The 26140-nt window shown below is 71.7% G+C and carries 27 protein-coding genes and 1 pseudogene; 14 read left to right on the top strand and 14 right to left on the bottom strand.

The features are described from left to right. The first annotated feature begins 107 nt into the window (after positions 1 to 107). The 4 genes from LL648_RS21440 to LL648_RS21455 are packed head-to-tail and all read left to right on the top strand — an operon-like array spanning position 108 to position 2916. Positions 108 to 1016 (top strand): ABC transporter ATP-binding protein, encoded by a 909-nt coding sequence (locus LL648_RS21440; RefSeq protein ID WP_232664417.1) that lies wholly within the window; start codon positions 108 to 110, stop codon positions 1014 to 1016. After that, positions 1013 to 1873: an ABC transporter permease gene (locus tag LL648_RS21445; RefSeq protein ID WP_232664418.1), complete on the top strand. Its 861-nt coding sequence runs from the start codon at positions 1013 to 1015 to the stop codon at positions 1871 to 1873. The genes LL648_RS21440 and LL648_RS21445 overlap by 4 nt, the downstream gene beginning before the upstream one ends. Positions 1874 to 1933: 60 nt before the next feature. After that, positions 1934 to 2359 carry a hypothetical protein gene (locus LL648_RS21450; protein WP_232664419.1) on the top strand — a complete coding sequence of 142 codons (426 nt, stop codon included), beginning with the start codon at positions 1934 to 1936 and terminating at the stop codon, positions 2357 to 2359. After that, positions 2356 to 2916, top strand: a complete 561-nt coding sequence (locus LL648_RS21455) for a TetR/AcrR family transcriptional regulator C-terminal domain-containing protein (protein WP_232664420.1) — start codon at positions 2356 to 2358, stop codon at positions 2914 to 2916. The genes LL648_RS21450 and LL648_RS21455 overlap by 4 nt, the downstream gene beginning before the upstream one ends. A gap of 303 nt (positions 2917 to 3219) precedes the next feature. Here LL648_RS21455 and LL648_RS21460 read toward each other — a convergent pair. Next, positions 3220 to 3628 (bottom strand): annotated as a pseudogene (locus LL648_RS21460) (DUF2000 family protein). A 49-nt stretch (positions 3629 to 3677) separates the two neighbouring features. On the opposite strand from LL648_RS21460, the gene LL648_RS21465 reads away from it, so the two are divergent. Further along, positions 3678 to 4472 (top strand): helix-turn-helix transcriptional regulator, encoded by a 795-nt coding sequence (locus tag LL648_RS21465; RefSeq protein ID WP_232664421.1) that lies wholly within the window; start codon positions 3678 to 3680, stop codon positions 4470 to 4472. After that, the gene (gene mgrA, locus LL648_RS21470) at positions 4469 to 5494 is read left to right on the top strand and encodes an L-glyceraldehyde 3-phosphate reductase (protein ID WP_232664422.1); all 1026 of its coding nucleotides are present in this window, start codon (positions 4469 to 4471) and stop codon (positions 5492 to 5494) included. The genes LL648_RS21465 and mgrA overlap by 4 nt, the downstream gene beginning before the upstream one ends. A gap of 114 nt (positions 5495 to 5608) precedes the next feature. Here the strand turns inward: mgrA and LL648_RS21475 are convergent, their stop codons facing one another. The 4 genes from LL648_RS21475 to LL648_RS21490 form a co-directional block, all read right to left on the bottom strand. Continuing rightward, a complete protein-coding gene (locus LL648_RS21475; protein ID WP_232664423.1) occupies positions 5609 to 6802 on the bottom strand; it encodes a CynX/NimT family MFS transporter in 1194 nt (397 codons plus the stop codon). Beyond that, positions 6799 to 7485, bottom strand: a complete 687-nt coding sequence (locus LL648_RS21480; RefSeq protein ID WP_232664424.1) for a FadR/GntR family transcriptional regulator — start codon at positions 7483 to 7485, stop codon at positions 6799 to 6801. The genes LL648_RS21475 and LL648_RS21480 overlap by 4 nt, the downstream gene beginning before the upstream one ends. A 62-nt stretch (positions 7486 to 7547) precedes the next feature. Beyond that, on the bottom strand, positions 7548 to 8141 hold the full coding sequence (locus LL648_RS21485; RefSeq protein WP_232664425.1) for a hypothetical protein: 594 nt from the start codon (positions 8139 to 8141) through the stop codon (positions 7548 to 7550). After that, positions 8126 to 8884 carry a MerR family transcriptional regulator gene (locus tag LL648_RS21490; protein WP_232664426.1) on the bottom strand — a complete coding sequence of 253 codons (759 nt, stop codon included), beginning with the start codon at positions 8882 to 8884 and terminating at the stop codon, positions 8126 to 8128. The genes LL648_RS21485 and LL648_RS21490 overlap by 16 nt, the downstream gene beginning before the upstream one ends. Before the next feature lie 197 nt (positions 8885 to 9081). Between LL648_RS21490 and LL648_RS21495 the strand changes: the two genes are divergently transcribed. The 3 genes from LL648_RS21495 to LL648_RS21505 are packed head-to-tail and all read left to right on the top strand — an operon-like array spanning position 9082 to position 11136. Further along, entirely contained in the window at positions 9082 to 10182 is a 1101-nt protein-coding gene (locus LL648_RS21495) for a methyltransferase (RefSeq protein ID WP_232664427.1), read from the top strand. A 49-nt stretch (positions 10183 to 10231) separates the two neighbouring features. Continuing rightward, positions 10232 to 10549, top strand: coding sequence for a type II toxin-antitoxin system prevent-host-death family antitoxin (locus tag LL648_RS21500; protein WP_232664428.1), 318 nt, complete (start codon positions 10232 to 10234; stop codon positions 10547 to 10549). Beyond that, complete coding sequence (locus tag LL648_RS21505; RefSeq protein ID WP_232664429.1) at positions 10546 to 11136, top strand: Fic/DOC family protein; 591 nt, start codon at positions 10546 to 10548, stop codon at positions 11134 to 11136. The genes LL648_RS21500 and LL648_RS21505 overlap by 4 nt, the downstream gene beginning before the upstream one ends. A 166-nt stretch (positions 11137 to 11302) precedes the next feature. Here LL648_RS21505 and LL648_RS21510 read toward each other — a convergent pair whose 3' ends face one another. Genes LL648_RS21510 through LL648_RS21520 form a run of 3 tightly spaced genes read right to left on the bottom strand, consistent with a single transcriptional unit; the run spans position 11303 to position 13268 of the window. After that, on the bottom strand, positions 11303 to 12013 hold the full coding sequence (locus LL648_RS21510) for a nucleotidyltransferase domain-containing protein (RefSeq protein ID WP_232664430.1): 711 nt from the start codon (positions 12011 to 12013) through the stop codon (positions 11303 to 11305). Next, complete coding sequence (pyrE, locus tag LL648_RS21515) at positions 12010 to 12531, bottom strand: orotate phosphoribosyltransferase (RefSeq protein WP_232664431.1); 522 nt, start codon at positions 12529 to 12531, stop codon at positions 12010 to 12012. The genes LL648_RS21510 and pyrE overlap by 4 nt, the downstream gene beginning before the upstream one ends. Then, positions 12528 to 13268 (bottom strand): methyltransferase domain-containing protein, encoded by a 741-nt coding sequence (locus LL648_RS21520; protein WP_232664432.1) that lies wholly within the window; start codon positions 13266 to 13268, stop codon positions 12528 to 12530. Before LL648_RS21520 ends, pyrE begins: the two co-directional genes overlap by 4 nt. Positions 13269 to 13574: 306 nt before the next feature. On the opposite strand from LL648_RS21520, the gene LL648_RS21525 reads away from it, so the two are divergent. Further along, complete coding sequence (locus LL648_RS21525) at positions 13575 to 15020, top strand: serine hydrolase domain-containing protein (RefSeq protein ID WP_232664433.1); 1446 nt, start codon at positions 13575 to 13577, stop codon at positions 15018 to 15020. Positions 15021 to 15182: 162 nt separating this feature from the next. Here LL648_RS21525 and LL648_RS21530 read toward each other — a convergent pair whose 3' ends face one another. Together LL648_RS21530 and LL648_RS21535 are read right to left on the bottom strand one after the other, a co-directional pair. Further along, complete coding sequence (locus LL648_RS21530) at positions 15183 to 15806, bottom strand: DUF1963 domain-containing protein (protein ID WP_232664434.1); 624 nt, start codon at positions 15804 to 15806, stop codon at positions 15183 to 15185. A 40-nt stretch (positions 15807 to 15846) separates the two neighbouring features. Continuing rightward, positions 15847 to 16413 (bottom strand): putative immunity protein, encoded by a 567-nt coding sequence (locus LL648_RS21535; protein ID WP_255686172.1) that lies wholly within the window; start codon positions 16411 to 16413, stop codon positions 15847 to 15849. 85 nt (positions 16414 to 16498) lie between these two features. Here LL648_RS21535 and LL648_RS21540 point away from each other — a divergent pair, with 85 nt between their 5' ends. Then, a complete protein-coding gene (locus tag LL648_RS21540) occupies positions 16499 to 17995 on the top strand; it encodes a serine/threonine-protein kinase (protein WP_232664436.1) in 1497 nt (498 codons plus the stop codon). Between the two features lie 6 nt (positions 17996 to 18001). Here LL648_RS21540 and bfr read toward each other — a convergent pair whose 3' ends face one another. Together bfr and LL648_RS21550 are read right to left on the bottom strand one after the other, a co-directional pair. Beyond that, positions 18002 to 18487 carry a bacterioferritin gene (gene bfr, locus LL648_RS21545; RefSeq protein WP_232664437.1) on the bottom strand — a complete coding sequence of 162 codons (486 nt, stop codon included), beginning with the start codon at positions 18485 to 18487 and terminating at the stop codon, positions 18002 to 18004. 123 nt (positions 18488 to 18610) lie between these two features. Further along, positions 18611 to 18823 carry a (2Fe-2S)-binding protein gene (locus LL648_RS21550; RefSeq protein WP_232664438.1) on the bottom strand — a complete coding sequence of 71 codons (213 nt, stop codon included), beginning with the start codon at positions 18821 to 18823 and terminating at the stop codon, positions 18611 to 18613. Between the two features lie 82 nt (positions 18824 to 18905). On the opposite strand from LL648_RS21550, the gene ligD reads away from it, so the two are divergent. Next, positions 18906 to 20825 carry a non-homologous end-joining DNA ligase gene (gene ligD, locus LL648_RS45300; RefSeq protein ID WP_308190369.1) on the top strand — a complete coding sequence of 640 codons (1920 nt, stop codon included), beginning with the start codon at positions 18906 to 18908 and terminating at the stop codon, positions 20823 to 20825. Between the two features lie 313 nt (positions 20826 to 21138). Here ligD and LL648_RS21565 read toward each other — a convergent pair whose 3' ends face one another. Beyond that, the gene (locus LL648_RS21565) at positions 21139 to 21972 is read right to left on the bottom strand and encodes an LLM class F420-dependent oxidoreductase (protein WP_232664439.1); all 834 of its coding nucleotides are present in this window, start codon (positions 21970 to 21972) and stop codon (positions 21139 to 21141) included. A gap of 95 nt (positions 21973 to 22067) precedes the next feature. On the opposite strand from LL648_RS21565, the gene LL648_RS21570 reads away from it, so the two are divergent. Next, positions 22068 to 23621, top strand: coding sequence for an FAD-dependent oxidoreductase (locus LL648_RS21570; protein ID WP_305080790.1), 1554 nt, complete (start codon positions 22068 to 22070; stop codon positions 23619 to 23621). After that, positions 23618 to 25207, top strand: coding sequence for a bifunctional 3'-5' exonuclease/DNA polymerase (locus LL648_RS21575; protein WP_232664440.1), 1590 nt, complete (start codon positions 23618 to 23620; stop codon positions 25205 to 25207). Before LL648_RS21570 ends, LL648_RS21575 begins: the two co-directional genes overlap by 4 nt. Positions 25208 to 25214: 7 nt before the next feature. Here LL648_RS21575 and LL648_RS21580 read toward each other — a convergent pair whose 3' ends face one another. After that, entirely contained in the window at positions 25215 to 26105 is an 891-nt protein-coding gene (locus LL648_RS21580) for an SGNH/GDSL hydrolase family protein (RefSeq protein ID WP_232664441.1), read from the bottom strand. Positions 26106 to 26140: the final 35 nt, after the last annotated feature.

A 26140-nucleotide genomic window follows, 5' to 3' on the forward strand; every position in this document is an offset into this window, starting at 1 on the left:
CGGAGTGCAGGCAGCCTTTCACCTCGTTATTTGAGGGTTTTCCAGGATCACTCTGGGGAAGATCTCGAAAACCTTTACCGTAGTGCTTCAACGATACGCTTGAAGCCATGGTTTCCGTGATCCAGACCCGCGAGCTGCGGATGCGCTACGGCGCTGCCGACGTGCTGACCGGCGTCGACCTCGACGTGCGGAAGGGCGAGGTGCTCGCGCTCCTCGGCCCGAACGGCGCGGGCAAGACCACCACCATCGAGATCCTGGAAGGTTTCCGCAAGCGCTCGGCCGGTGACGTCAGCGTGCTCGGCACCGATCCCGAGCTCGGCGACGAGCAATGGCGCTCCCGCGTGGGTGTCGTCCTGCAGAGCTGGCGCGACCACAGCCGGTGGCGCGTGCGGGAGCTGCTCGGCCACCTCGCCCGCTTCTACGTGCCCTACCGCGCCCCCTACGACACCGACGAGCTGCTCGGGCTCGTCGGGCTCACCGACCGCGCCCACGCCGCAGTGGCGGCGCTCTCCGGCGGGCAACGCCGCCGGCTCGACGTCGCGATCGGCCTGGTCGGGCGCCCCGAGCTGCTGTTCCTCGACGAGCCGACCGTCGGTTTCGACCCGGAGGGCCGCCGCGAGTTCCACGAGCTGATCGACGGCCTCGCCGCACTGGAGACCACGATCCTGCTCACCACCCACGACCTCGACGAGGCGGAGAAGCTCGCCGACCGGATCGTCGTGCTCGCCGGCGGGCAGATCGTCGCCGACGGCACCGCGGCCGAGCTGGCCGCGCGGATCTCCGGGAAGGGCCAGGTCGGCTACACCCTCGACGGCCAGCCGCACCAGGACACGGTCGCGGACCCCACGACGTTCGTCCGGGACCTGTTCGCGCGGCACGGAACTGCCGTCGGCGACCTGCAGGTGCGCCGGCCCAGCCTCGCCGACACCTACCTCGAACTCGTCCACGCCTTCGAGACCGGCAGCCACGACACAGCACCCAGCGCGCTGAACGACATGACAGGAGCAGTGGCATGAACCCCGGCACGAACCCGACCGCGACCGCCATGAGTGCCGGCCTGCAACGCGGCTGGATCGAGTTCCGGCAGACCGTGACCAGCGTCGGGGAGATGATGGGCTGGCTGTGGATCCCCGTGGCCGCGCTGATCGTCATGTACGCGGTCGGCGGCGCCCCGGTCGCCGGCACGAACGTCTCGCTCGGCGCGCAGGCCGTGCCCGGCATCATCGGCATGAACCTGGTGTTCACCGGGCTCATGGGGCTGGCGATGGGGATCACCACCGACCGCGACGACGGCACCCTGCTGCGCGCCCGCGCGACCCCCAACGGCATCGTCGGCTACCTCACCGGCAAGGTCGCCGGGAAGGCCGCCATGACCGTCGCACTGCTCGTGATCGTGCTCGTCCCGGCCGGGTTGATGTTCGACGGGCTGCGGATCGGTGAACCGGTCGCGTGGTTGACGCTCGGGTGGGTGCTGGTGCTCGGGCTGCTCGCGACGCTGCCGATGGGTGCCGTGCTCGGGGCGATGTTCAGCAACGCGCAGAACCTCGGCTTCCTCGCCCTCCTGATCTTCGGCCTGACCGGGATCTCCGGCGTGTTCTACCCGCTGACGGCGATGCCGGAGTGGCTGCAGTGGGTCGCACAGGTGTTCCCCGTCTACTGGCTGGGCCTCGGGATGCGCTCGGCGCTCCTGCCCGATGCGTTCTCGGCCGTCGAGATCGGCGGATCGTGGCGGCACCTGGAGATGCTCGGTGTGCTGGGCGCGTGGGCGGTCCTCGGGTTGCTCCTCGCGCCGGTGCTGCTGCGCCGGATGGCGCGCCGGCAGTCGGGCTCGGTCGTCGAGGAGCGCCGCCGGCAGGTCCAGCAGTACAGCTGACGACGGATCTCAGTTTGTCTACGATGTATGCATACGTCGTAGACCAGTCGGAGGTGTGCTGTGGTCGCCGTTGCCGTCCCGCTCGTGTGGCTCGCCTGGATGGTGCTCACCGACTGGGTGCCGATGTACCCGCTCAACGACCTCGCCCGGTCCGGTATCCGAGAGCGGCTGCTGGCCGCGGCGATCAACTACCCGTTCCCGCTCGCGATCGCCGCGGGCGTCGCGCTCGCGCAGACGTGGTCGTTCACCGCCGCGCTCGTGCTGTGCGCGCTGTGCCTGATCGGGCACGTGCGCAGCTGGTGGCTGCCGTACTTCCGTGGTGCGGGGCCGGCGCAGCGCGACCTGTACGAGCGCCTGTTCGCCCGAACCGTCAAAGTACTGCCGACCCAGGGGCACGACGTCGTGATCGACGTCCAGCACATGGTCACCGGTGTGCTCGCGCTGACGATGACGGCGACGACGATCACCGCCACAATCGCCGGATGACCGGTTCGCGGGGTGGCCGTCCCGCCGTGCTCACCCGCGACGGGATCGTCGACGCAGCCGTCGCGGTCATCGCCGCCGACGGGCTCGACGCGCTCACCATGCGCCGGCTCGCCACCGACCTCGGCGTGACCGCGATGTCGCTCTACCGGCACCTGCCGGGGCGCGACGCGGTGCTCGGCGGTGTCGTCGACCGGCTCGCCGGAACCGTCGAGGTGGTGGTGGAGCCGGGGGAACCCTGGACCACGGCGCTCGCCCGATTCGCGCACGCCTACCGCCGGATGCTGCTCGTGCACCCGCGTGCCGTGCCGCTGCTCGCCACCCACCCCGTCGACGTCGATCGTGGCCTGGCACAGCTGGAAGGGCTTCTCGCCACCTTCGCCGAGGACAGCTTCGCCCCCGAGGACGCGATCGTCGTCGTCCAGTCGGCGGTGGTGTTCACGCTCGGGCACGCGCTCGCGCAGGTCGGCGGGCCCCCGGCGGAGCCGGCCGCGGCGAGCTTCTACGACCGCTGGTACACCGCCGGCCTCGACGCCATGCTGCGCGGCTTCACCCGCTGAGACACCGTCTGGTTACCTCCGCCCATGGCTGGAGGTGCCAGGGGAGCCACTTTACCTGTCAGGTGAATCGCTGCAGCCACCGCGGTGGACCGGCACCCGAGGTTCCTGATGTCGGCCGATCGAGAGTGTGCTGAGGGCTGTTGCGGCAGCCCTCAGCACACTCAACTCGACGAGCACACGCGCCTCGGCCAGCACCGCCGTTCACCCACGGGATGGGAGGGCAGGAAAGCCACTTTCCTGCTCCCACAGGGCCGGAAGTGGCTTTCCTGCCCTCATGCGCAACGCGCACACACCCGGCCGCTGCTACGTGTGCAGCGTCGCGCCGCGCATGACCATGTCGACGGCGTTGCGCGGGCCGTGCACCGCGATGCCGACGAGGTCGAGCCCGGCCATCGGCACCGCACGGACCGCGGCGCGGTTGGCCTCGTCGTGGCCGGTGGCGAACAGCTCCGCGGTGAACACCGCCATCGGCAGCCCGCGGCGCACCGCACGCTCGTGCGCGACGGTGAGCAGCTCCTTGTCGCCGGCGAACACCATCACCGGCTGCCGGAACATCGGCAGGTACGGGGGTGCCGTCGCCGTCGGCGTAGGGCTCGCCGAGCAGCTCCGGGTTGGCCGCGATCCCGCTGGCGAGGAACGCGGTGACGTTCAACCGCTGCCAGACCTCGAGGTCGTCGCGCAGCAGCACGGCAATCTTCGTATCGAAACGCACCCGTCGAGCGTGCGCCCGTGGCCGCACCGATTTCTTGTACGTTCTTTGCGTGCCTCCCGAGAGCGCGGAGCGGGTGCGAGCCTGGGTGCCCGGCGTTCCGGGGATCGTGGAGGTCTTCCACGCCAGGTTCACCGAACACGCCTACCCCGTGCACGCGCACGACACGTGGACCCTGCTCGTCATCGACGACGGGGCGGTCCGCTACGACCTGCACCGCCACGAGCACGGCGCGGTCCCGGCCGCGGTGACGCTGCTGCCGCCGCACGTCGCGCACAACGGTCGCGCCGCCACCCGCGACGGCTTCCGCAAGCGGGTGGCCTACCTCGACACCACCGTCCTCGACCCGGCGCTCACCGACGCCGCGATCGAGCACCCCAGCCTGTCCGACCCGTTGCTGCGCACGCGGGTCGACCAGCTGCACCGCGCCCTGGCCACCCCGGACGGCCGGCTGGAGGCCGAGAGCAGGCTCGCGCTCATCGGCGACCGCATCCGCGCTCACCTCGGCGGCTCACCCGCCACGCTCGTCGCCCCCGGTGTGGCGGGCGACCTGCGGGACCTGCTCGACGCCGCGCTCGCCGACGGGCTGGCACTACGTGACGCCGCCGCGTTGCTGCACACCCACCCCGCGCACCTGGTGCGCAGCTTCACGAAGGCGTTCGGGCTGCCGCCGCACCGCTACCTCATCGCGAAACGGGTCGATGCTGCGCGCGCGAAGCTGCTCGACGGCGAGCCGATCGCGCAGGTCGCGACGGCCGTCGGGTTCCACGATCAGGCGCACCTGCACCGCCATTTCAGTCGCCTGGTGGGAACCACGCCCAGGGCGTTCGCAAAGATGGGCGCATGACGTACGTCGCCGATCCGGACCGCTACACCGACGCGAACTTCCGCCGCTGCGGCCGCAGCGGCCTCGACCTGCCCGCGATCTCGCTGGGCCTGTGGCAGAACTTCGGTGATGTCAACCCGCTCGACACCCAGGCCGCGATCCTGCGCAGGGCGTTCGACCGCGGCGTCACCCACTTCGACCTCGCCAACAACTACGGCCCACCACCCGGCAGCGCCGAGTCGAACTTCGGCACGATCTTCGCGCGGGACTTCCGCCCCTACCGCGACGAGCTGATCATCTCGACGAAGGCCGGCTACGGGATGTGGGACGGCCCCTACGGCGACCGCGGCTCGCGGAAGTACCTGCTCGCCAGCCTCGACCAGTCGCTCGACCGGATGGGCCTCGACTACGTCGACATCTTCTACAGCCACCGCTTCGACCCCGACACCCCGCTCGAGGAGACCCTCGGCGCGCTCGACACCGCCGTCCGCTCCGGGCGGGCCCTGTACGCGGGGATCTCCTCCTACAGCGGCGAGCGCACCCGCGAGGCGTACGCGATCCTGAAGGAGATGGGGACGCCGCTGCTGATCCACCAGCCGTCCTACTCGATGCTCAACCGCTGGATCGAGGAGGACCTGCTCGACGTCCTCGGCGAGACCGGCGTCGGCTGCATCGCGTTCTCCCCGCTCGCGCAGGGCCTGCTCACCAACAAGTACCTCGACGGCGTGCCGGCCGACTCACGCGCCGCCCGCGGCGGGTCGCTCTCCGACAGCCAGCTGACCGACTCGACGCTCGCTCACATCCGCGCGCTGCACGACATGGCCGAGGCCCGTGGCCAGTCCCTCGCGCAGATGGCGCTGGCGTGGGCGCTGCGCGACCAGCGGGTCACGTCGGTGCTGATCGGCGCCCGCACCGTCGAGCAGCTCGACAACAGCCTCGGCGCGCTCGACCAGCTCGCGTTCACCGACGACGAGCTGACGCAGATCGACAAGCACGCCGTCGACGCCGGGATCAACATTTGGGCGAAGTCCGCGGAGCGCTGAACCCTCGCCGTACCCCTCGCCGGGCGGATGGCACGCGAGGGCAGGAAAGCCACTTTCCGGCCCCCACAGGGCAGGAAAGTGGCTTTCCTGCCCTCCCCAGACACCCGCGGGGCGTCAGCCGACCAGGCGAGGCCGCCCGGCCAGCGCACCGGCGACGGCCTGCGGCACGAACATCAGCAGCACCACCAGCAGCGGCACCGTCCACCCTCCGGTGAGGTCGTGCAGCGCGCCCACGACGAACGGGCCTGCTGCCGCGACCACGTACCCGGCGCTCTGCGCCATCCCGGAAAGCTTCGCCGCGTGCTGCGCATCGGGTGCGCGCACCGCCATCAGCGTCAACGCCATCCCGAGGCAGGCGCCCTGGCCGATGCCCAGCACCGAGGTGCCGACGACCTCCCATCCCGGCACGGCCAGGATGATCAGCAGGCCGGAGCCCGAGAGCGCCGTCACCGCAGCGGCCAGCAACGACTGCTTCGGTGCGCGGGTGGCCAGCGTCGGGGCGGCGAGCGAACCGATAATCGCCGTGATGCTGGCGAGCGACAGCAACCAGCCCGCCGTCGCCGGCGAGTACCCCCGCCCGACGTACACCGCTGGCAGCCACGCCGCGAGCCCGTAGAAGCTCATCGACTGCAACCCCATGAACGCCGTGACCTGCCACGCCACCGGGTCGCGCCGCAGCGCCGCCACCCGGGCGCCCGCGACGGAGATCCGGTGCCCGGCGCCACGCAGCTGCGGCAGCCAGCAGAGCAGCCCGACCCCTGCGAGCAGCCCCCACGCGCCCAACGCCATCCGCCAGTCGAGACCGGCCGCCTCGGCCACCGGCACGGTCACCCCGGCGGCGATGCCGCCACCGGCGGAGATCGCCATCGTGTAGATGCCGGTCATCAGGCCGGTCCGGTGCGGGAAGTCCCGCTTGATCAAGCTCGGCAGCAGCACGTTGCCCACGGCGATCGCCGCGCCGAGCAGCACCGTCCCCACATACAGCGCCACCAGCGACGGCGCCAACCGCACCACGAAGCCCACGCACAACACCAGCAGCGTCGCCAGCAGCGAGCGCTCGATCCCGAACCGCCGGCCCAGCACCGGCGCCAACGGCGCGAACAAGCCGAAGCACAGCACCGGCAGCGCGCTCAGCACACCCGCCGCCGTCGCCGAGAGCCCCTCAGCGGCCCGGATCTGCTCCAGCATCGGCGCCACAGCCACCACAGCCGGCCGCAGGTTGATCGCGACCAGGACGATCGCGATGCCCACCCACAGCGACGCCCGCCGCGCCGGAGCCGGAACGTCGACCTCCGCGACCGCGCTCACCGGCCGGTCCGCACGGCGATCGCGCGGGCGGCGTCGACGCACACCGACGCCGCCGCACGAGCGGCCTCGGCGTCGCCGGCGATCACCGCGGCCGCCAGCTCCTCGTGGCCGGGGAAGCCGTGCGGGTCGTCGTCGACGGCGTCGACCTCCCGGACGCTGTGCTGCACGGCCTCGGTCAGCCCGTTGTAGAGGTCGATCAGCACGGTGTTGCCGGTCGCCGCGATCACCGCGCGGTGGAATGCCAGATCGGCCGCGACGAACACCGAACGGTCCTGCGCCCCGAGCGCGGCCCGGCGGGCGTCGAGCGCCGCGCCGATCGCCCGCACGTCCGCCTCGGTGCGCCGATGCGCAGCCGCGGCAGCCGCGTCACGTTCGAGGCTTGCGCGGACGTCGAGCACGTCCAGCACCGACGACCGGCCGGTCCGGCGACGCAGCGCCGCACCCAGATCGGTCTCCGCGCGCACGTAGGTGCCGTCGCCGCGGCGGGGCTCCAGCAGGCCGGCGCGTTCCAACGCCCGCACCGCCTCGCGGACCGTGTTGCGTCCGACGCCGAGCGCGGCGACCAGCTCGGGCTCCGGCGGGATCTTCGACCCGACCGGCCACTCGCCGCTCGAGATGAGGACCTCCATCTGGGCCATCACCTGGTCGCACACCCGACCGGCCCGTACCTGCACCAATGTCACGCAAAACAACCTAACATCCCATGTTTCACGGGTTGTCGTGTTTTCCGTGACACCAACGCCGGTCAGGTAGGGGCGAGTGCGCGGTGTGCGGCGGCGACGAACGCGCCCGGGGTGTCGACGTGCATCCGGACCGACGTCACCTCCACCGGCCCCTTCCCGGGGAGCGTGACCCGCACCGGCTCGACCAGCGCGACCTCGACGTTCGTCTGGCCCGACACGACCAGGTGCAGCACCCCGTCGACGACCTGCACCGCCGCGCCGTCACGGGCCCGCAGCACCGACCGCACACCCGACACGTCCGTCCAGGGCAGGGCGAGATCAACCACGGTGCCGTACCGCACGCGCAATCCCGCGGGCCCGACCAGGTGCGGGTGCACGACGTACCCGGCGAGCACTGCGATCATCACCCGCAGGCTCCAGATGCCTGCCACGAGCAACACGGCCCGGGGGACCGGCCAGGGCAGCAGCACCTCGACCGCGACGATCTCGATCACCGACGCCCCGGTCAGCACCCACATCAGCGGCGCCATCAGCGCGTGGTACCCGAACGCCGCGTCCCCATCGGCCAGCCCTGGCCGCCGTCGTAGCACCCAGTTCCACAGGCTGCGCCACTGGTCGAACTCGAACACCCATGCCCGCTTCACCGGCTCGTCCACTTCCGGTAGAGGGTGCGCAGGACCTCGGCCTGCGCCGGCGGGAAGTCGCCGACGAGCGCCGCACCGTAGGGCTGGTCGTCCAGCTCACCCGGGGGCGCCGCCTCCACGACGGCCGTGAGCTCACCACCGAGAGCGGCCGCCATGTCGGCCGCGAGCGCGGGCACCCGCGGGTCGTCGGGCGAGGCGTCCACCAGCTCGTCGAACCGGGCGTAGATCGCGGCGGTCGCGGCCGCCAGCGCCGGGTCGTCGAGCGCCTTGTGGTACTCCGCGAGCACCGCGCCGGCCCGGCCGCCGTCGAACATCGCCAGCAGCTCGCGGTCGCGACGCACGGTCGGCCCGTCCGGGATGCTGACGTCGATCCGCGCGAGCAACCGCGCTGTCTCCTCCGAGACGGCGTCGTCGGGGCCGAGGCGGCCTTCGCGCGACCGCGCCATCATCGCGGCCAGCTGCCGGCGGCGCAGCCGGATCTCCTCCTCCTGCCGGGCCAGGTCGGCGTCCAGCTCGGCGAGGATCTCCGGCAGCTCCCGCCCCTCGTCGTCGGCCAGCACGTCGCCGGCCTCGGCGAGGGTCAGCCCCAACTCGATCAGCCGGCGCGCCCGCGCCAGCCGCAGCATGTCCCGCATTCCGTAGGTGCGGTAGCCGTTCGCATGCCGCTGCGGCTCCGGCAACAGCCCGACACGGTGGTAGTGCCTGACCGTTCGCGTCGACACCCCGACCGCCGCTGCCAACTCCCCGATGCGCATGGGACCAGTTAAAACGTTGACGCCGCGACAAGGTCAAGGCATTCTCACCCACGTGGTGCGTGCCTCGCTGAACTGGTGGACCCCGTCCGACTGACGGCCCGTGCAACCCACCCGCGCCGTCTTCGGACGGTGCCCGCTCCACTCCGCGCAGGAGGTAGCGCCCGCTGAAGGCGGCTCCCCAGTCCGGAGAGTCCCCGATGCAGCACCCCACGATCACCTGGAACGACAACGGCACCCCGCGATCCGCGCCGCTGGTCACGGGCGATGCCCCGGCCGGTGAGGTCGTCGCCGTCGACGAGCGGGTGCGTGCCGACACCGCGTTGCGTCTCGCCACCCGCGGCACGGCCCTCGTGTGGAGCGGTGAAGCCCGCACGGCCCGCCACCTGCTCGACGCGCTCAAACGCCGGCTCGACCGGCGACCCGTCCGCGAAGGCATCGACGCCGCCGACACCTTCCGCCGCCACCGCCAGGCCCGCGCGCACCGGCGCCGGGTGTTGGGCGCGCTGCTCGTCCGGGTCACATCCGACGTAGGGGCCGCGTGCCGGGAGGCGTTCGGCACCGACGACGGCCTGATCGCCCTGCAGGATCTCCTCGGTGCCGTCGCCGCCTACGAGTGGCGCCGCCGGGGGATCGACGTGCTCGCGCTCGGCGGACGCATCCACCCGCACTACAGCGTGTTCGCCCCGACCCGGCAGGACTACGTCGACCTCGTCGCCGCTGCGCCCCTGCCTCCCGGTGCGTCGGTCGTCGACGTCGGTACCGGCACGGGTGTGCTCGCCGCCGTCCTCGCCTGCGGCGGCGCCACACCCGTCACGGCCACCGACATCAACCCCCGCGCCGTCGCCTGCGCCCGCGACAACATGGCCAGGCACGGCCTCGACGTGCGCGTCGAGCAGTCCGACCTGTTCCCGGAGGGGCGCGCCGACGTGATCGTCTGCAATCCGCCCTGGCTGCCCGGCACCCCGACGTCACCGTTGGAGGCCGGCGTGTTCGACCGCGGGAGCCGGATGCTCACGACGTTCCTCCGCGAGCTGCCCGCGCACCTGAGCAGCGGGGGAGAGGGGTGGCTGGTGATCTCCGACCTCGCCGAGCTGCTCGGCCTGCGCTCGCGGGACTGGCTCCCCGAGACGATCACCCGCGCCGGGCTGCACATCCACGAGCGCAGGGACGCGCCGCGGCGGCAACGCACCGCACGCGCACACGACCCGCTCGACGCCTACCGTGATGCCGAGACCGTCTCGCTCTACCGTCTACGCGTCCGAACGCGTGACACAGCGGAGTCGAACGTACGTTCGTAGCGTGACGACAAGTACCGGAACGTGTACATCTTCCAGTACAGTGCTGCGTGTGCACATCCCTGAGGTGCTGTCGGTCAGCGAATTCCGCGCGGGTCTCGCCGGTGCGATGAAGCGGGTCACCGACAGCGGACCGGTGTTCATCGGCTCCCACCGCAAAGCCGAGGCCGTGATGATGTCGGTGGAGCAGTACGAGGCGCTCACCGGAGCCGTCGAACGTCGCTACGCCATGGCCGAGGCGCTGGCCTCGGGCCGCGCGGAAGGCCTCGAACCCAGCCCGGAAGGGCTCGCGCTGCTCGAAGCCGTTGCCGGCGGCGAGCTGCGCCCCGATGAGGCACGTGAGCGGATACTCGCGCGCCGCTCCCGGTGACCTTCGACCACTACCTCGACCTCGACCACGGCGTCCTGCGCAACAAGCTCGGCATCACCGACCCCACCGAGCTGGCCGGCGCCGAGGCCGAGCTCGTCGCGCTGCGCCAGTACGAGCTGCACACCAGCCGACTGGAAGGCCGCTACGACCTCCACCACCTGCAGGCCCTGCACCTGTGGCTATTCCAGGACGTCTACGACTGGGCCGGCCGCATCCGCACCGTCAGCATCGGCAAGAACGGCCAGATGTTCTGCATGCCGCAGAACATCCACCCCTTCGCCGGCACCATCTTCGGCTGGCTCGCCGACACCGGCCACCTCCGCGGCCGCACCCGCCCGCAGTTCCTCGCGGGCGCCACCACCCTCCTCGCGCACATCTGCGAACTGCACCCGTTCCGCGAAGGCAACGGCCGCACCCAACGCGTGTTCCTCACCCAGCTCGCCGGCGACGCCGGCTACCGCATCCGATGGATCGACATGGATCCGGTGCAGAACGTCGCCGCCTCCCGAGCCTCGCTCGACGGCGACAACGACCCGCTGCGCGCGATGCTCGACACCCTCGTCGACAGGGTCGAGCCGGGCCCGTGACGCCCGCTTCCGCGACGGCCTCAGCGCTGGTCGTGTGGCGATGTGCGCGGAAGGGCAGCAAAGCCACTTTCCTGCCCTGTGAGGGCCTGAAAGTGGCTTTCCTGCCCTCGCGTGGGACCGTCGCGGACCTCCTGGCACCAGGCGGTGCTCGGCTTCCCCCGTGACGTCACGTACCGGATCGGTGTCGTGCAATCCGGCGGTAGCCGGCGCCGACCCGTCCGCCGCGGGTGTCGAGGATCGCGGAGCCGCGTGTGTGCAGCACCATCGGGTCGACCGATGCCGCGGACGTCACCAGCTCGTTGCACAGCTGCGGCGCCAAGCTCGCGAGCCGGCGGCCCAGCCACTTGCCCCGGCTGAGCCATTGCCGATCCTGCGTCAGCACCAGCTCGGCGATCTCCTCCAGCAGTCGTGCCGAGACGAATGCGACCGAGGTTCGGTCGCGGGCGTCCGAGAGGTCGTCGAGCAGGTCGGTGATCCGGTACCGGCGGTCCTCGTCCTCACCGGGGGAGAGGGGAGGCGGACCGGCCGCGAGCCGGCGACGGGCATCCTCCTGGATGCGCACGCCGCAACCGTCGACGTCGAGCAGCAGCCGACCTTCGGCGCACATGTGCAGCAGCGGCGACCGGCGGGTCGCGATCTCGCGCTCCACGAACTCGACCATCGACGCCGGCGTGTGCAGGAAGACCTCCACCGGCCATCCCGCGTAACGCAGCGTCTCGCGCAGCACCGGGCCGCCGGGCTCGCCGACGACCACGACGTCGAGGTCGGACGACGCCGTGGCCAGCGACGTCCCCGCACTTCCGGCGAGGAACGCCGCCTGCGCGTCCGGGAACCGCTCGGCGACGAACCGCCCGGCCACGTCATCAGGAGCGCTCACAGCAGCTCCGATCCCGTGACGAGCGACCTCAGGTCGATCCCGATCGCGTGCAGCGCGGCACACCCGCCCTCGCCGCGATCGACGACGCAGATCGCGGTGTCGACCGTCGCGCCGAGAGCGCGGAGGTCGCCGGCCGAGGCGACGATCTGCCCGCCGGAGGTTACGACGTCCTCGATCACCAGCACCCGGCGTCCCGCAACGTCCGGGCCTTCGGCGAGCTTCGCCGTCCCGTACTGCTTCGCCACCTTGCGGACGAATACGGCCGGCACCCCGGTCCGCAACGACAGCGCCGTCGCCACTGGCACCCCGCCGAGCTCGAGGCCTCCGAGCAGGTCGGTGCCCGCAGGGACGAGGGGCGCGAGCCGGTCGGCGATCGCCGACAGGAGGGCGGGATCCGACTCGAACTGATACTTGTCGAAGTAGTGGTTCGCGGTCCGGCCGGAGCGGAGCAGAAATGCTCCTTGCAGCAGCGCAGCGCCCCGGATACGGGAGACGAGCTCCGCACGGTCCACCGTCATGCCCGCCGCGCGATCAGCTGGAACATGCGGGCCACGTGCTTGTACGGCTCGCGGTCGGTGACGGCCAGCTCCAGCCGCTCCAGGTCGGCGAAGAAGGTGGGGTCGTGCTTCCGCTCGTCGTCGGTGATGTAGTCGCAGAAGCTGCGGATCCCGTAGTGGCCGTCGACTGCGCAACCCAGCTCGGTGAGCGTTGCGCCGATGTCCTCGGCGGTGTGCAGGGTGATCGCCGTGTCGAACGTGGCGGTGTGGGACTGCGCGGTGTCGAGCGCGGCCAGCGCGGCGACCGGGTCGACCTCACGGATGGCAGCGACGAGGGGAGCGGAGTGCCGGTTCAACGACATCACCGAGAGCAGGCCGCCGGCGCGCAGCAGATCCACCGCCACCCGCAGCGTCGCCTGCACGTCGGAGACGTAGGGGATGACGTTATGACAGAGCACCACGTCGAAAGGGGACAAGTGGGGTAGGGCGGCAACATCGGCCTGAACGAGGGTGACCGGCGCGCCAGCGGCCCCGGCGCGTTCACGAGCGGCCGCGAGCATGTCGGTGTCGCGGTCGACGATCGTCACGTCGTGGCCGGCCGCAGCCAGCCCGACGGAGTCGAGGCCGTCACCGCCGCCGAGGTCCAGTACCCGCAGGAACGCCCCGCCGAGATGCCGGGCCAGGTTCGTCCCGGCCACCGCGTACCGTAAGCGCCCCCACGGGCTGTCCTGCCATGTCTGCCACGCCGTCATGCTCATGGGGCGACCGTATCCATCGATCAACCGCCGGCCTGCTGGGTGTGCTTCGGCAGCAGCCACACCAGGCCGAAGGTGGTGAACGAACGGCACCCTCGTCCACACCTATTGGACGAAAGTGCCGTTCGTTCAAGCCGTCCGGGGAACTTCCGGGGAGCGGGCAGAACCTGATAACTGTCATAACATCGATTATCGGATCAGCATGGCTGCCTGCGACCACTACGTTGTGGAGCTGCTCCGTCGACACCCACCGGCCCGGCTTCGGCCAGCTCCGTAAACTCGGTTGAGCGGCTGGTTACGTTTTCCTGGATGTCTTCTCAGCATGCGCTGCTGCCCCGGTCCACACCGGCTGCCGCAGGGGTGTCGTCCCGTGCGATTGCCGCCCTGCTGGACCGGCTCGAAGCGCACTCCATCGAATGTCACTCGATCATGGTGGTGCGCCACGGCCACGTCGTTGCCGAGGGCTGGTGGGCGCCGTTCTCGGCTGAACGCCCGCACCTGCTCTACTCGGTGACCAAATCGTTCACGTCGATTGCCGTGGGACTGGCGATCGCCGACGGGCTGCTCTCCTTGGACGACCGGGTGGTGGACGTGCTGCCCGACCACGTCCCGGTCGACGTCTGCGAGCAGGGCCGCCGCATCACCGTCCACCACCTGCTGTCCATGACGGCCGGACACGACACGGACAGCCTCGAGGAGGCCTGGCAGCTGGAACCGGGCGACCTGGTCAAGGGCTTCCTGCGCGTGCCGTTCCCCGAAGCCGAGGGGACACGTCACGCCTACGACAATGCGACCACGTTCGTCCTGGCGCGAATGGTGGAACGGGTCACGGGTCGTGGCCTCCCGGAGTTGCTCGACGAGCGTCTCTTCAGGCCCATGGGCATCAACCACGCCGAATGGGACCGGGTGGCCGGCGGTGCCGCCTTCGGGTTCCACGGGCTGCACCTCACGACAGAGGCCGTTGCCGCGTTCGGCGAGCTCCTGCTGCGCGGCGGCCGTTGGGGTGAGCGGCAGCTCGTCCCCCGCGGGTGGGTGGAGCTCGCGACCAGGCGGCACATCGAGACCCTGCCGTCCGAGGACGGAGCGGGTAACGCCGATTTCCTGTGCGGTTACGGGTACCAGTTCTGGATGTCGCGGCACGGCTACCACGGGAACGGTTCCTTCGGCCAGCAATGCGTGGTCGTCCCGTCGCACGATCTCGTGGTCGCTGTCACCAGCGGCCACACGAACGCGGACTCCCCGGCGCAGGTCATGCTCGATGCGATATGGGAGTTCCTGCTGCCGAGCCTGGATGACACGGGAAGCGCCCGGGACGACGAGATCCTCGCCGATCGACTGCGCCAGCTTTCCCTCGCGGGGGTGCCGGGTTCGGCTGCCCCCTCCCGTTCTTGTGCTGCGCGTATCGACGCCTCTGTCGAGGATTCGGCCCTGCCCGGCGGAACCGCTGTGCTCGTCGAGCCGGTGGCCGGTGGTTGGCTCCTGCAACTCGGGTCGACGTCCTTCACGATCGCGGTCGGCCACGGCGAATGGCGGGAGAGCTCGCCGCTCGGCCGCCCCGTCGTCGCGGCCGGCGCCTGGCAAGGCAGCACGTTCGTCGCCGAGGTCTACGTCATCACCACACCGCACCGGGTTCGGCTGGTGGTCGACGCCGACGCCGGAACGGCGGTGGCGACGTGGAGCACGGTGCCCCTCACCGGCCCCAGCCTGGAACTGCACATGAACTCGCCGCTGATGACCCGGCCCGACGTCGCGTAGCGCGCCTCGGGTCTGGTCAGCACTCGACGACCGACCAGCAGACGTCATTGCGCAGCCGCTGGTCGTCGAGGACGAGCTCGCGGATCGGCCGCCTCATCGGTCCGCTCCGAGGTCGTGCGCGACGACGTGGGCGACGGTGCTGGCCTGCCCGGCGGCGACCGGTCAGTGGCACTGCCAGAGGAAGCTCGCCCCGCCGCACGGGCGACATGCGAAGGCGTAGGCGCTGCCGGCGTCGCCGTAGTTGGCAGCCGTCCGGTCGTCGTGACCGGGTTCGAGCTGTGCGATGAACTCCATTTGCTGTGCGCACCCGGTGCAGGACGGGATTTCCTCGTCCTGGATCCACGCCGGCTCACCTCCGAGGCAGCCCAGCAGCTCGTTCTGGTCGCGTCCGGTCGAGTCCGTCCACGTGTCGTAGGCCTCGGCGTAGCTCGTGACATCGGACGGCAGCAGCTCCACGCGCGACGAACTCCCCAGGTCCGTTTCACCCTCGGCGGGGACGGTCGCGGGCAGCAGCTCGCCCTTCCGCAACAGGAACGCGCGATTGCCACCCGCGATCGGATCCCACTCGTCGCACAAGCCCGGATCGTTCGCGCACATGAAGATCGAGACCAGGTCGCCGGACGGGTCGAGCGCGTCGAGCGGCAGCTGCGCGATGAACTGCATGTTCCCGTGGCAATGGGCGCACACGGGCCAGTCGAAACCCGCCGGCACCAGCGGGACACCGCCTGTTCGCGCTCCGAGGGCCGAAGGGTCGGAGGGTCCTGCGTAGGCCAGCAAGGTCATCACGGGCGGGAGCGTACGGGGCCGCACCGACAGCACAGGGGCCTCAGCACTCGAAGACCGACCAGCAGATGTCGTTGCGCAGCCGCTGGTCGTCGAGCACGAGCTCGCGGATCGCGTCAGGGAGCTGGTCGCGTTGCCACTGGCATTCGCGCCGGCCTGCGGCTTCCGCCTCGGCGGCCGGTACCGACGCGCGGACTGCCTTGATCGCGTAGGCGGCCGCTCCGAGGTCGTGTGCGGCGACGTGGGCGACGGCTCCGGCCTGGCCGGCCGCGTACGCGGCGTGCCTGGGCGCGCCGCGCAGGTCCCTGGCCGCTCCCATGGCGTGGCCGCCCGCTGCCCTGGCCACCATCATCTTGACCTCGCCCCGAACCCATGCCCGGGCGTGCTCGATGGCTTCGCGTGGGCGCGGGTCGTCCGGCTTGACCGCCTCGAACAACGGCAGGACGTGTTCCGCGCATTCGGCCGCCCACAACGCGATGAGGTGGTGGTCGGCATCGGTCAACGTCCCGCCTCGGCGGATGGTGATGAGCCTCGGATCCCGAATCGTCGAGAGGATCACCGTTCGTCTCCCCTTGGACCATTTGCCGGCTGATCCTGCAACGTTAGCCAAGCCGCATTCGTGTTATGACAGCACCTTGGCAGCTACGTAGGACCACGGGCGCGGCGACCGTTGCCGATCTCCTACTGTTCCCGCCGTGGAACCGCTCCGGCCAGGCGATCCCGAATGGATCGGGCGATACCGACTGCAAGGCAGGCTCGGCGCGGGCGGGATGGGTGTCGTCTTCCTCGGCACCACTCCCGAAGGTGTCCAGGCCGCCGTCAAGATGATCCGGGACGAGCTTGCCGGCGACACCGGGTTCCGGCAACGCTTCCGGCGCGAGGTGTCCGCGGCGGTGTCGGTGGCCGGCATGTTCACCGCACGGGTGCTGGATGCCGATCCGGACGCCGATCCACCGTGGCTCGCGACGCAGTACATCGACGCACCCTCGTTGCGTGACGCCGTCGATCGTTACGGGCCGCTCGACCCGCCGGCGTTGCTGCGGCTCACCCACGGGCTCGCCGAGGCGCTCGCCGCGATCCACGCAGCCGGGCTCGTGCACCGCGACCTGAAGCCGGGCAACGTGCTCCTCTCCCCCACCGGCCCGAAGGTGATCGACTTCGGGATCGCGCGGTCGGAGGGCGCCACGCAGCTCACCGGCACCGGCGACGTGATCGGCACGCCCGAGTACATGGCGCCGGAGCAGCTGGCGGGCGCCGGCGGCGGCTCCCCCGCCAGCGACGTGTTCGCGCTGGGCTCCACGATCGTGTTCGCCGCGACGGGACGCAGCCCGTTCTCCGCCGAGCAGGGTGCGGCGGCGATGTACCGGATCGTGCATGTCGACCCCGACCTCACCGGTGTCCCGCCAGACGTGGCGGGATTGGTCCGGGCATGCCTGGACAAGTCGCCGGCACGGCGCCCGTCGGCGCAGCAGGTGGCGGTGAGCCTGCGCGGCGGGCCGCAGGTCGCGCCGGCGGGCGACCTGACCGTGCCCACACCCGCAGCGCTGACGGCCGCGCCGCCCGCTCCGCCGAGCCCGAAGGCTCGCGGCCGTCGACCGTTCGTCGTGGCCGCGCTGGCCGCCGTGGTGGTGCTGGCCGGGGCCGGCGCCGCCGTCGGGGTGACGGTGCTGCAGCGCGACGTCCCCCTCCCGACCCCGCCTCAGGTACCGACAACAACGGTGGCAGCGCCCCCGATCGACCCGAACAGCCCGGCGGCGAAGTACGTCGACCGGCTCTGCGCCTCCGGCGACCTGCTCACGACGCTCGGCAGCAGCGCCCCGAACGTCCGCTCGACCGGCGACCCCGCGATCGCCAAGCGCGACTTCCTGACCGCGAGCGACCGCTCGATCGGCGTGGTCGACGCCGCGACGAGCGACTTCGGCGCGCTGCGGGACGACGCGCCGAACGACGAGGTCGCGATGCAGTTCGGGCTGATCGTGCGGGAGTTCACGAGCGCGCGGGAGGCGTTCGTCGACGCCCGCGCGCAGGTGGCGCAGGCCGATCCGATGACGGCCGAGGTGTACTCGGCCGCCGTCACGCGGTTCACCGACGGCGTGCGCAACCTGTCGCTGGCGGCCACGCTCGTCCAGGGCATCACGTTGCCGCCGGAGTACACGGCGGCCTCGGCGGTGGCCCCGAACTGCACGAACTAGAGCGCGTCAGCCGGCGGTCGGCGGCTGGTCGACGGTCTGGGCGAGGTAGAGCTGCTCGCCGAGGCGGTCGATGAGCTCGAGGTTGGTCTCGATGTAGTCGATGTGGTGCTCCTCGTCGGCGAGGATCTCCTCGAGGAGCTTCGCGGAGGTGGCGTCGCCCTTCTCTCGGCACATCATGATTCCCGGGCGCAGCCGCTCGACGACGGCGAGCTCGATCTGCAGGTCCGACTCGAGCTGCTCACGCACGGTCTGGCCGATGCGCAGAGTGCCGAGGCGCTGGTAGTTGGGCAGGCCTTCGAGGAACAGGATGCGGTCGGTGATCTTCTCCGCGTGCGTCATCTCCTCGATCGACTCGGCGCGGGTGTAGGCGGCGAGTTTGGTGAGGCCCCAGTTCTGCTGCATCTTCGCGTGCAGGAAGTACTGGTTGATCGCGGTGAGTTCGCTGGTGAGCTGCTCGTTCAGCAGCGCGATGATCTCGTCGTCGCCACGCACGGTCGGTCCCTTCGTCGGAGTTCGGGACTTCGACGGTAGCGACGCGTCACGATCGGGTGAGAGGCAGGATCACCTGGCCCGCAGCGAGGAAAGCCTCCCTTTGCCCAGGTCAGGCTTGTCCAACTAGGCGGTGGCGGGAAGGCTCGCGATCACCGACGGCGAGTGGGCGGCCGCGAGGAAGACGTCGATGTGGTCGTGGCAGGAGCCGCAGCCGGTGCCGGCCTCGCAGGCGTCGCCGACCTCCTCGACGGTGCGGGCACCGCGTGCGATGCAGGACCGGATCTCGGTGTCGGTCACCGCAGCGCAGATGCACACGTACATCAGGCATCCCTTCACTTAGGCCAGCCTATGCTCTCAGTCGATCAGGGAGGTGCGCAAGAGCACCGGATCGTCGGTGCTGTGCCATACGCTGGATCGCGTGCCGCTCGACGAGTACCGCCGCAAGCGCGACGCGCGGCGTACACCGGAGCCGGTGCCCGAGGCCGAGCCCGCGCAAGGTCCCGACAACCGGTTCGTCATCCAGGAACACCACGCCCGCCGCCTTCATTGGGACGTCCGCCTCGAACGTGACGGGGTGCTGGCGTCGTGGGCCGTGCCGAAGGGGCTGCCGACCGAGCCGGAGACGATCCGGCTGGCGGTGCGTACCGAGGATCACCCGATCGAGTACCTCGACTTCTCGGGGGAGATCCCGGCCGGTGAGTACGGCGGCGGCCGGATGACGATCTGGGACACCGGCACGTACGAGACGGAGAAGTGGAACCCGCGCGAGGTCATCGTGCGCATGCACGGTGAACGTGCCAAGGGCCGGTTCGTGTTCATCCGCACCGAGAAGGACAAGGGCGGCGGCTGGGGCATCGAGAAGGGCGGCAAGGACAACTGGCTGCTGCGCCGCTCCGACCCCGCACCCGACTTCGACCCGCTCCCCCACGACGCGCTGCCGATGCTGCCCACAGTCGGCGAGCTGCCCGGGAGCGAGGGCTGGCTGCTGCAGGTGCGGTTCGGCGGCACCCGCGTGATCGTGCGCGTCGAGGGCGGGCGGATCCGGGTCACCGACGCCGAGGGCGTCGAGCTCGACGAGCCGCGGTTGCGCGGGCTCGGGCCGTCGCTCGGCGCGACGCAGGTGATGCTCGACGGTGAGCTGGCCGGCGCGAAGGGCAAGGCCGACCTGTGGATCGGCGACGTGCTGCACCTCGACGGCCGCGACGTCACCGGGCTGGGGTTCGAGCAGCGCAAGGCGTTGCTCGACGAGCTGCCGCTGGAGGGTGCGCACTGGCGCCTCGCCCCGGTGTTTCCCGGCGGCCCGGGCGCCGCGGCGGTGGTGGCGGCCGTGGAGCAGCAGGGCCTGCCCGGGGTGGTCGCGAAGCAGGCTTCGTCGCCGTACACGCCGGGCCGGGAGAGCGACGAGTGGGTGCAGGTCGGCGCGTCCCGTCCGGCGCCGGCGCGCCCGAGCGGCCGCTCCGGCGGGGTGGGGCGGGCGAAGCTCAGCAACCCGGGCAAGGTGCTCTACCCGCTGACCGGCACGACGAAGGCCGAGATCCTCGCGCACTACGTCGCGGTGGCCGAGGCGATGCTGCCGCACCTGCGCGACCGCGCGGTGACGATGGTGCGCTGGCCCGACGGCGTGGAGAAGTCGTCGTTCTTCGAGAAGGACGTCTCGCGGCACGCGCCGTCGTGGATCCGCACGGCCCGGGTCGGCACGCCCGGTGGGCGGTCGGAGAACGCCGACTTCCCCGTGATCGACGACGTCGAGGGGTTGGCGTGGGCGGCGAACCTCGCCGCGTTGGAGCTGCACGTGCCGCAGTGGCGGCTCGGTCCCGACGACACCCGCCACAACCCCGACCTCGTGGTGTTCGACCTCGACCCGGGCGAGGGGACGACCATCGTCGACTGCGCACGGGTCGCGGAACGCCTCGCGGATCGGCTCGCGGAGGACGGCCTGGTCGCCTACCCGCGCACGAGCGGCGGGAAGGGGATGCAGCTCTACCTGCCGGTGGCGGTCGAGTCGCCCGAGGCGACCTCGACGTTCGCAAAAGGCCTCGCGGAAGAGCTGGCCGCCGAGACACCCGGCCGGGTCATCGCGGTGATGACGAAGGCCCGCCGCCGCGGGAAGGTGTTCGTCGACTGGAGCCAGAACAACCCGTACAAGACGACGATCGCCAGCTACTCGCTGCGCGGGCGCGCACGCCCGACGGTGGCGACGCCGATCACGTGGGACGAGGTGCGGGCGTGCCGGCGGCCGGAGGAGCTGGTGTTCACGATCGCCGACCTGCCGGGGCGGCTCGCCGAGCACGGCGACCTCATGGCGCCCCTGCTCGACGAGCCGCAGCAGCTGCCCTGACGCCGCGGCGGATCGCCAGCGGGTGGGTGCCAGGAAAGTCCGCCATGGCCCTCCGGGCCGCCACGAGGGATGAGAATCCGTGCTTGGTGCGGCGCTGGGGTGGACGGCCGCGGTGGGGTCGTTCACTTCTGGCCGACCTCGGGTGCCGGTTCACCCCGGTGGCTGCAGCGATTCGCCGGGGCTGGGCCAGGGGTGCGTGCGATCCGCATGCGTGGGCAGGAAAGCCACTTTCCTGCCCTGTGAGGGCCGGAAAGTGGCTTTCCTGCCCTCACGGCCCAGACGCCCGCAGCCGTGCAGCTGTTGGTGCCCCGGGCTACCGCAGCCCGAGCGCCGGTGCGAGCTTCTGCAGCGTGGGCAGGATGGCGTTGTCGCCGAGGACCTGGATGGTGACGTGGTCGGCACCGGCGTCGAGGTGCTGGTCGAGGCGGGCGGCGATGGAGGCGGCGTCGCCGTGCGCGACGAGGGCGTCGATGAGGGCGTCGCTGCCGCCGTTGTCGAGGTCGTCGGTCGACCAGCCGAGGCGCTGCAGGTTGCTGCGGTAGTTGCGCAGGTGCAGGTAGGGGCGGTCGACGTAGGGGCGGCCGATGGAGCGGGCGCGGTCGACGTCGGTGTCGAGGACGATCTTGTGCTCGGGTGCGAGCAGCACCCCGGCTCCGAGCTGGGCACGGGCCTCGCGGGTGTGTTCCGGTGTTGTCAGGTAGGGGTGGGCGCCTGCGGAGCGTTCCGCGGCGAGCTGCAGGACCTTCGGGCCGAGCGCGGCCAGCGCACGGTGCTCCACGGGGACCTCGGCGGCGTCGAGCTCGTCCAGGTACTCGACGATCGTGGTGTACGGGCTGCGGTACTCGGTGGTCTGCTCGGGGTGCCCGATGCCGACGCCGAGCAGGAACCGGCCGGGGTGGGCCGTCTCGATGCGGTGGTAGGACGCCGCGACCTCCGCGGCCGGGGTGGCCCACATGTTGACGATGCCGGTGGCGACGACCAGCCGTTCGGTGGCGGCGATCGCGGCCTCGGCGATCGCCAGGTCACCGGGTGGGGAGCTGCCGATCCAGATGGCGCCGAAACCGAGCGACTCGATCTCCTTCGCCAGTGCCGGGGTGAGGTGCTCCTTGCGGAGCCAGATGCCGTAGCGGCCGAGTGCGATCGTCACAGACGTTGCGAACACGATCGCCGGTGTCGATGTTCCGCCCGGACGGTGGCGCGCAGTGGGCCGGTGCTGTCGGTGGGCGTCGTTAGGGTCGGGCCATGAGTCGGGGCTTGAGTTGGGACCGGGCGGCTCCGATGCGGATGCGCCAGCACGTGCTGGTGCCGGCCGAGCCGGCAGTGCCGCGTGCGGCGCCGGCCGGCACGGAGGCGGTGGTCGTCGGCGGCGGTATCGCCGGGGTGTCGGCGGCGGTGGTGCTGGCCGAGCGCGGGGTGGCGGTGACGCTGCTGGAGGCGGCGCCGACGCTGGGTGGGCGGCTCGGCGCGTGGCCGCACACGTTGTCCGACGGCACCGAGCAGGTCGTCGAACACGGCTTCCACGCCTTCTTCCGGCACTACTACACATGGCGGGCGTTGCTGCGGCGGATCGATCCCGAGCTGTCCTTCCTGCGTCCGATCGGCGGGTACCCGGTCGTCTCGCGGGAGTGGCCTGCAGAGGACCTCACCGGGCTGCCGGCCGCGCCGCCGTTCAACCTCATGGCGCTGTTCGCCCGCTCCCCCAGCCTCGGCCTGCGCGACCTGCTGGGATCCGACCAGCGGCGTGCGGCGGAGCTGCTGGCGTACGAACGGCGGCGCACCACGGCCCTGTACGACGACGTCGCCGCGGCCGATTTCCTGGCCGGGCTGGGCATGTCGGACCGGGCGCAGGCGATGCTGTTCGAGGCGTTCGCCCGGTCGTTCTTCGCGCGACCCGCGGAGCTCTCGGCCGCCGAGCTGATCGCGATGTTCCACTACTACTTCCTGGGCAACCCGGAAGGCATCGGGTTCGACGCGCCGGCCACCGACTACCTCACGTGCATCTGGGCGCCGTTCCAGGCGTGCCTGGAGAGGCAGGGCGCTCAGGTGCGGACGGGTTCGCGGGCGCTCGCGATCGCGCCGGCCGCGGGGCACAGCTGGCAGATCGACGTGGCGGGCGAGTCCCCGCTGGTCACACGACACCTGGTGCTGGCCACCGAGCCGGGCGCCTTGCGCGAGCTGGTGGCGGCGTCGCCCGACCTGGCGTCGGTGGCGCCACGGCTGGTCCGCCTGGCCGCCGGGATTGCGGTGGCGCCGCCGTTCGCGGTGAGCCGGTTGTGGCTCGATGCGGACGTCGCCGCCGCGCGGCCGACGTTCAGCGCGGTGAGCCGCGAGCCGACCCTCGACTCGATCACCGTGTACTCGCGGCTGGAACGCCCCTCGCAACAGTGGGCCGCGCAGACCGGTGGGGCGGTCGTCGAGCTGCACTCCTACGCGTGCGACGCCGCCGACGCGCGCACGGCGACCGAGCGGATGCACACCGAGCTGGCGGCACTGTGGCCGGAGACGGCCGACGCGCGCGTGCTGGACCGGCTGGAACGGCTGGAGGCGACGGCGCCGACGTTCCCCCCGGGCTCGGCGCGCAACCGCCCGCAGGTCACCGGAGCGGCGCGCGGGATCCGCCTGGCCGGCGACCACGTCGGCACCCCGTTCCTGAGCGGTTTGATGGAACGGGCCGCGGTCACCGGCGTGCTCGCGGCCAACGACGTGCTCGCCGAGGTCGGCGCCGGACCCGAGGAGATCCGCGGCGGACCGCAGCGTGGGCTGCTCGCCGGGCTGCTGCCCGGCTCACGCCGGTGAGGATCGCGCTCGACCCGGGTCCGCGGGAGGGCCCCGCGGTGATCCAGCGCCTCGACGAGAGCGGCGATCCGCTCGCTCCGCCGGAGAAGCTGCCCGACCTGACCGCGGTCGCGGAGCTGGAGCGGGCCGAGACGCCGCGATGGGTGCTTGCACGGTCCCGGACCCACCGCCGGCTGCTCACGGAGACGGGTGTCGAGGTGGCCCGCTCGCACGACGTCGAGCTGGTCGAGGGGTTGCTGGTCGCGGCGGCAGGCGGGTTCGGGCAGCCGCACGGGCTCGCTGCGGCTGTGGCGCGGCTCGAGGGGCGCACGCCCGAACCCGATCCACCGGTCGGTGTGGACGATCGGCCCACGCTGTTCGACACCGGCCCGGTCGACGAGCTCGCCGACATCGTCGCCGTGCACCGCGCGCAACAGGCTGTGCTGGCGGCCGACCCGCGGATGCGGTTGCTCGCGGCGGCGGAGTCGGCGGCCGGGTTGGTGGCGGAGGAGATGACGGTGCACGGGCTGCCGTGGCGGGCCGACGTGCACGACGAGCTGCTCACCGAGGCGTTGGGGCCACGGTCGTCGCTGGGTGGGCGCCCGCCGAAGCTCGCGGCGCTGGCCGACGAGGTGGTGGCGGCGTTCGGTGGGCGGGCCGTCAACCTCGATTCGCCCGCGGAGGTGCTGCGCGCGTTCGCCCGCGCCGGCCACGAGCTGGGCAGCACCCGCTCATGGGAACTCAAAGGCATCGACCATCCCGCGGTGGCGCCACTGCTCGCGTACAAGGAGCTGGCCCGGCTGCATACGGCGCACGGATGGGCGTGGCTGCGCACATGGGTGCACAACAACCGGTTCCGCCCCGAGTACGTAGTGGGCGGGGTCGTGTCGGGCCGGTGGGCGTCGCGGGGCGGTGGGGCGTTGCAGATCCCGCGCGCGGTGCGGGCGGCGGTGCGTGCCGACCCCGGTTGGAAGCTGGTTGTCGCCGACGCCGCGCAGCTGGAGCCGCGGGTGCTCGCGGCCCTGTCGGGCGACCACGCGCTGGCGCCAGGTGAGGACGACCTCTACACGGCGCTCGCGTCGGCGGAGTTCGGGGCCGACCGGGCCACCGCGAAGCTGGCGTTGATCTCGGCGATGTACGGGCAGACGTCCGGTGGGGCGGGGCAGCTGCTGGGCACGTTGCGCAGGCGGTTCCCGGCGGCGATGGGGCTGCTGGAGGATGCGGCGCGGGCCGGTGAGGAGGGCCGGCTGGTGCGGTCGCACTTGGGGCGGACCTGCCCGCCGGCGCGTCCCGGCCACGAGCTACCGGCCGCCGCGCGAGCGCGGGGGCGGTTCACCCGCAACTTCGTCGTGCAAGCCACCGCGGCCGAGTGGGCGTTGGTGCTGCTCGCGGAGCTGCGGCTGGCGTTGCGCAGTGCCGCGACGGGCGCGCAGCTGGTGTTCTTCCAGCACGACGAGGTGCTGCTGCACAGCCCTGCCGAGACCGCCGACGACGTCGCCGAGCTGGTCCGCGTCGCAGCCCTCACAGCGGGCCGGCGGCTGTTCGGGGCGACCCCGGTCCGGTTCCCGATGCGGCCCCGCGTCGTCGATGCCTACGACGAGCGCTGATACCCCGTCAGGCGGCGGAGGAGTCGGAGAGCGCTGCCAGGACGGCGTCGGCCATGCCGCGCTCGCCGCGCGCGTTGGGGTGGACCGGCGCGGCGGGCTCGGTCGGGACGAGCCCCTCGACCCACTTCACGCCGGGCAGCTGGCAGACGTCGTGCCCGATGGACGGGGTGTACGTGTCGACATAGGTGGCGCCGCCCGCGCCGGCCTGATCTTCGAGCATCGCGTTCAGCTTCTTCTCGGTGTCGCGCAGGTAGGCGACGTCACCGGGGCTGAACGGGACGACCGGGAAGCAGCCGGGGCCGGTGTCGGGCAGGATCGCCGGGTAGCCGACGATCAGGATCTCCGCGTCCGGGGAGCGCTCCGCGATACCGGCGATCGCGGCGGCGATCTTCGGTGCGGCAGCCTCGATGTTCTCTTCTAGCTGGTCGGTGCCACCCGCGGTGTAGTGGTCCATGCACGCGGCGCCCTGCGGCTTCGTGGGTGACCGCAGCGCGCACTCGGTGACGATGCTGCCGAAGCCGATGTCGTTGCCACCCATGGTCATCGTGACCAGGTCGGTGTCCGCGGTGAGCGCGTCGAACTGCGGCGCCGCGGTGCCTGCGGTGACCTGCTGCGACGCGGTGAGGTGCTCGGTGGTCGCAGCGCTGCATGTGACGTCGGTGAACGAGGTGAACCCGCGCTCTCCCGCGACCACGGAGGCGTAGTTGTTGGTGGAACGCAGGCACCCCGCCGGGGTGCCCTTCGGCAGCGGGACCAGCGGCCCCGCGGCGTAGGAGTCGCCGAGGGCCACGTAGTCGACCTGTGCCGGCAGCGCCTGGGCAGGGCTGACGAGCACGGCGAGCGCAGCGACGGGAACGACGGCGACGGCGGCCAACCGGCCGGCTGCAACGCGGGTCACAGCAGGTCAACGAGGCCGACGCCGCGAGGTTACTC

The organism is Pseudonocardia sp. TRM90224 (assembly GCF_021245725.1).
Lineage (GTDB): Bacteria > Actinomycetota > Actinomycetes > Mycobacteriales > Pseudonocardiaceae > Pseudonocardia.

Coding starts and splice junctions, on each gene's coding strand:
- LL648_RS21520 (WP_232664432.1), bottom strand. CDS start 13,268: ATGAGCATGACGGCGTGGCAGACATGGCAGGACAGCCCGTGGGGGCGC.
- LL648_RS21525 (WP_232664433.1), top strand. CDS start 13,575: ATGTCTTCTCAGCATGCGCTGCTGCCCCGGTCCACACCGGCTGCCGCA.
- mgrA (WP_232664422.1), top strand. CDS start 4,469: ATGACGTACGTCGCCGATCCGGACCGCTACACCGACGCGAACTTCCGC.
- LL648_RS21445 (WP_232664418.1), top strand. CDS start 1,013: ATGAACCCCGGCACGAACCCGACCGCGACCGCCATGAGTGCCGGCCTG.
- pyrE (WP_232664431.1), bottom strand. CDS start 12,531: ATGACGGTGGACCGTGCGGAGCTCGTCTCCCGTATCCGGGGCGCTGCG.
- LL648_RS21495 (WP_232664427.1), top strand. CDS start 9,082: ATGCAGCACCCCACGATCACCTGGAACGACAACGGCACCCCGCGATCC.
- LL648_RS21490 (WP_232664426.1), bottom strand. CDS start 8,884: ATGCGCATCGGGGAGTTGGCAGCGGCGGTCGGGGTGTCGACGCGAACG.
- LL648_RS21440 (WP_232664417.1), top strand. CDS start 108: ATGGTTTCCGTGATCCAGACCCGCGAGCTGCGGATGCGCTACGGCGCT.
- LL648_RS21570 (WP_305080790.1), top strand. CDS start 22,068: ATGAGTCGGGGCTTGAGTTGGGACCGGGCGGCTCCGATGCGGATGCGC.
- LL648_RS21455 (WP_232664420.1), top strand. CDS start 2,356: ATGACCGGTTCGCGGGGTGGCCGTCCCGCCGTGCTCACCCGCGACGGG.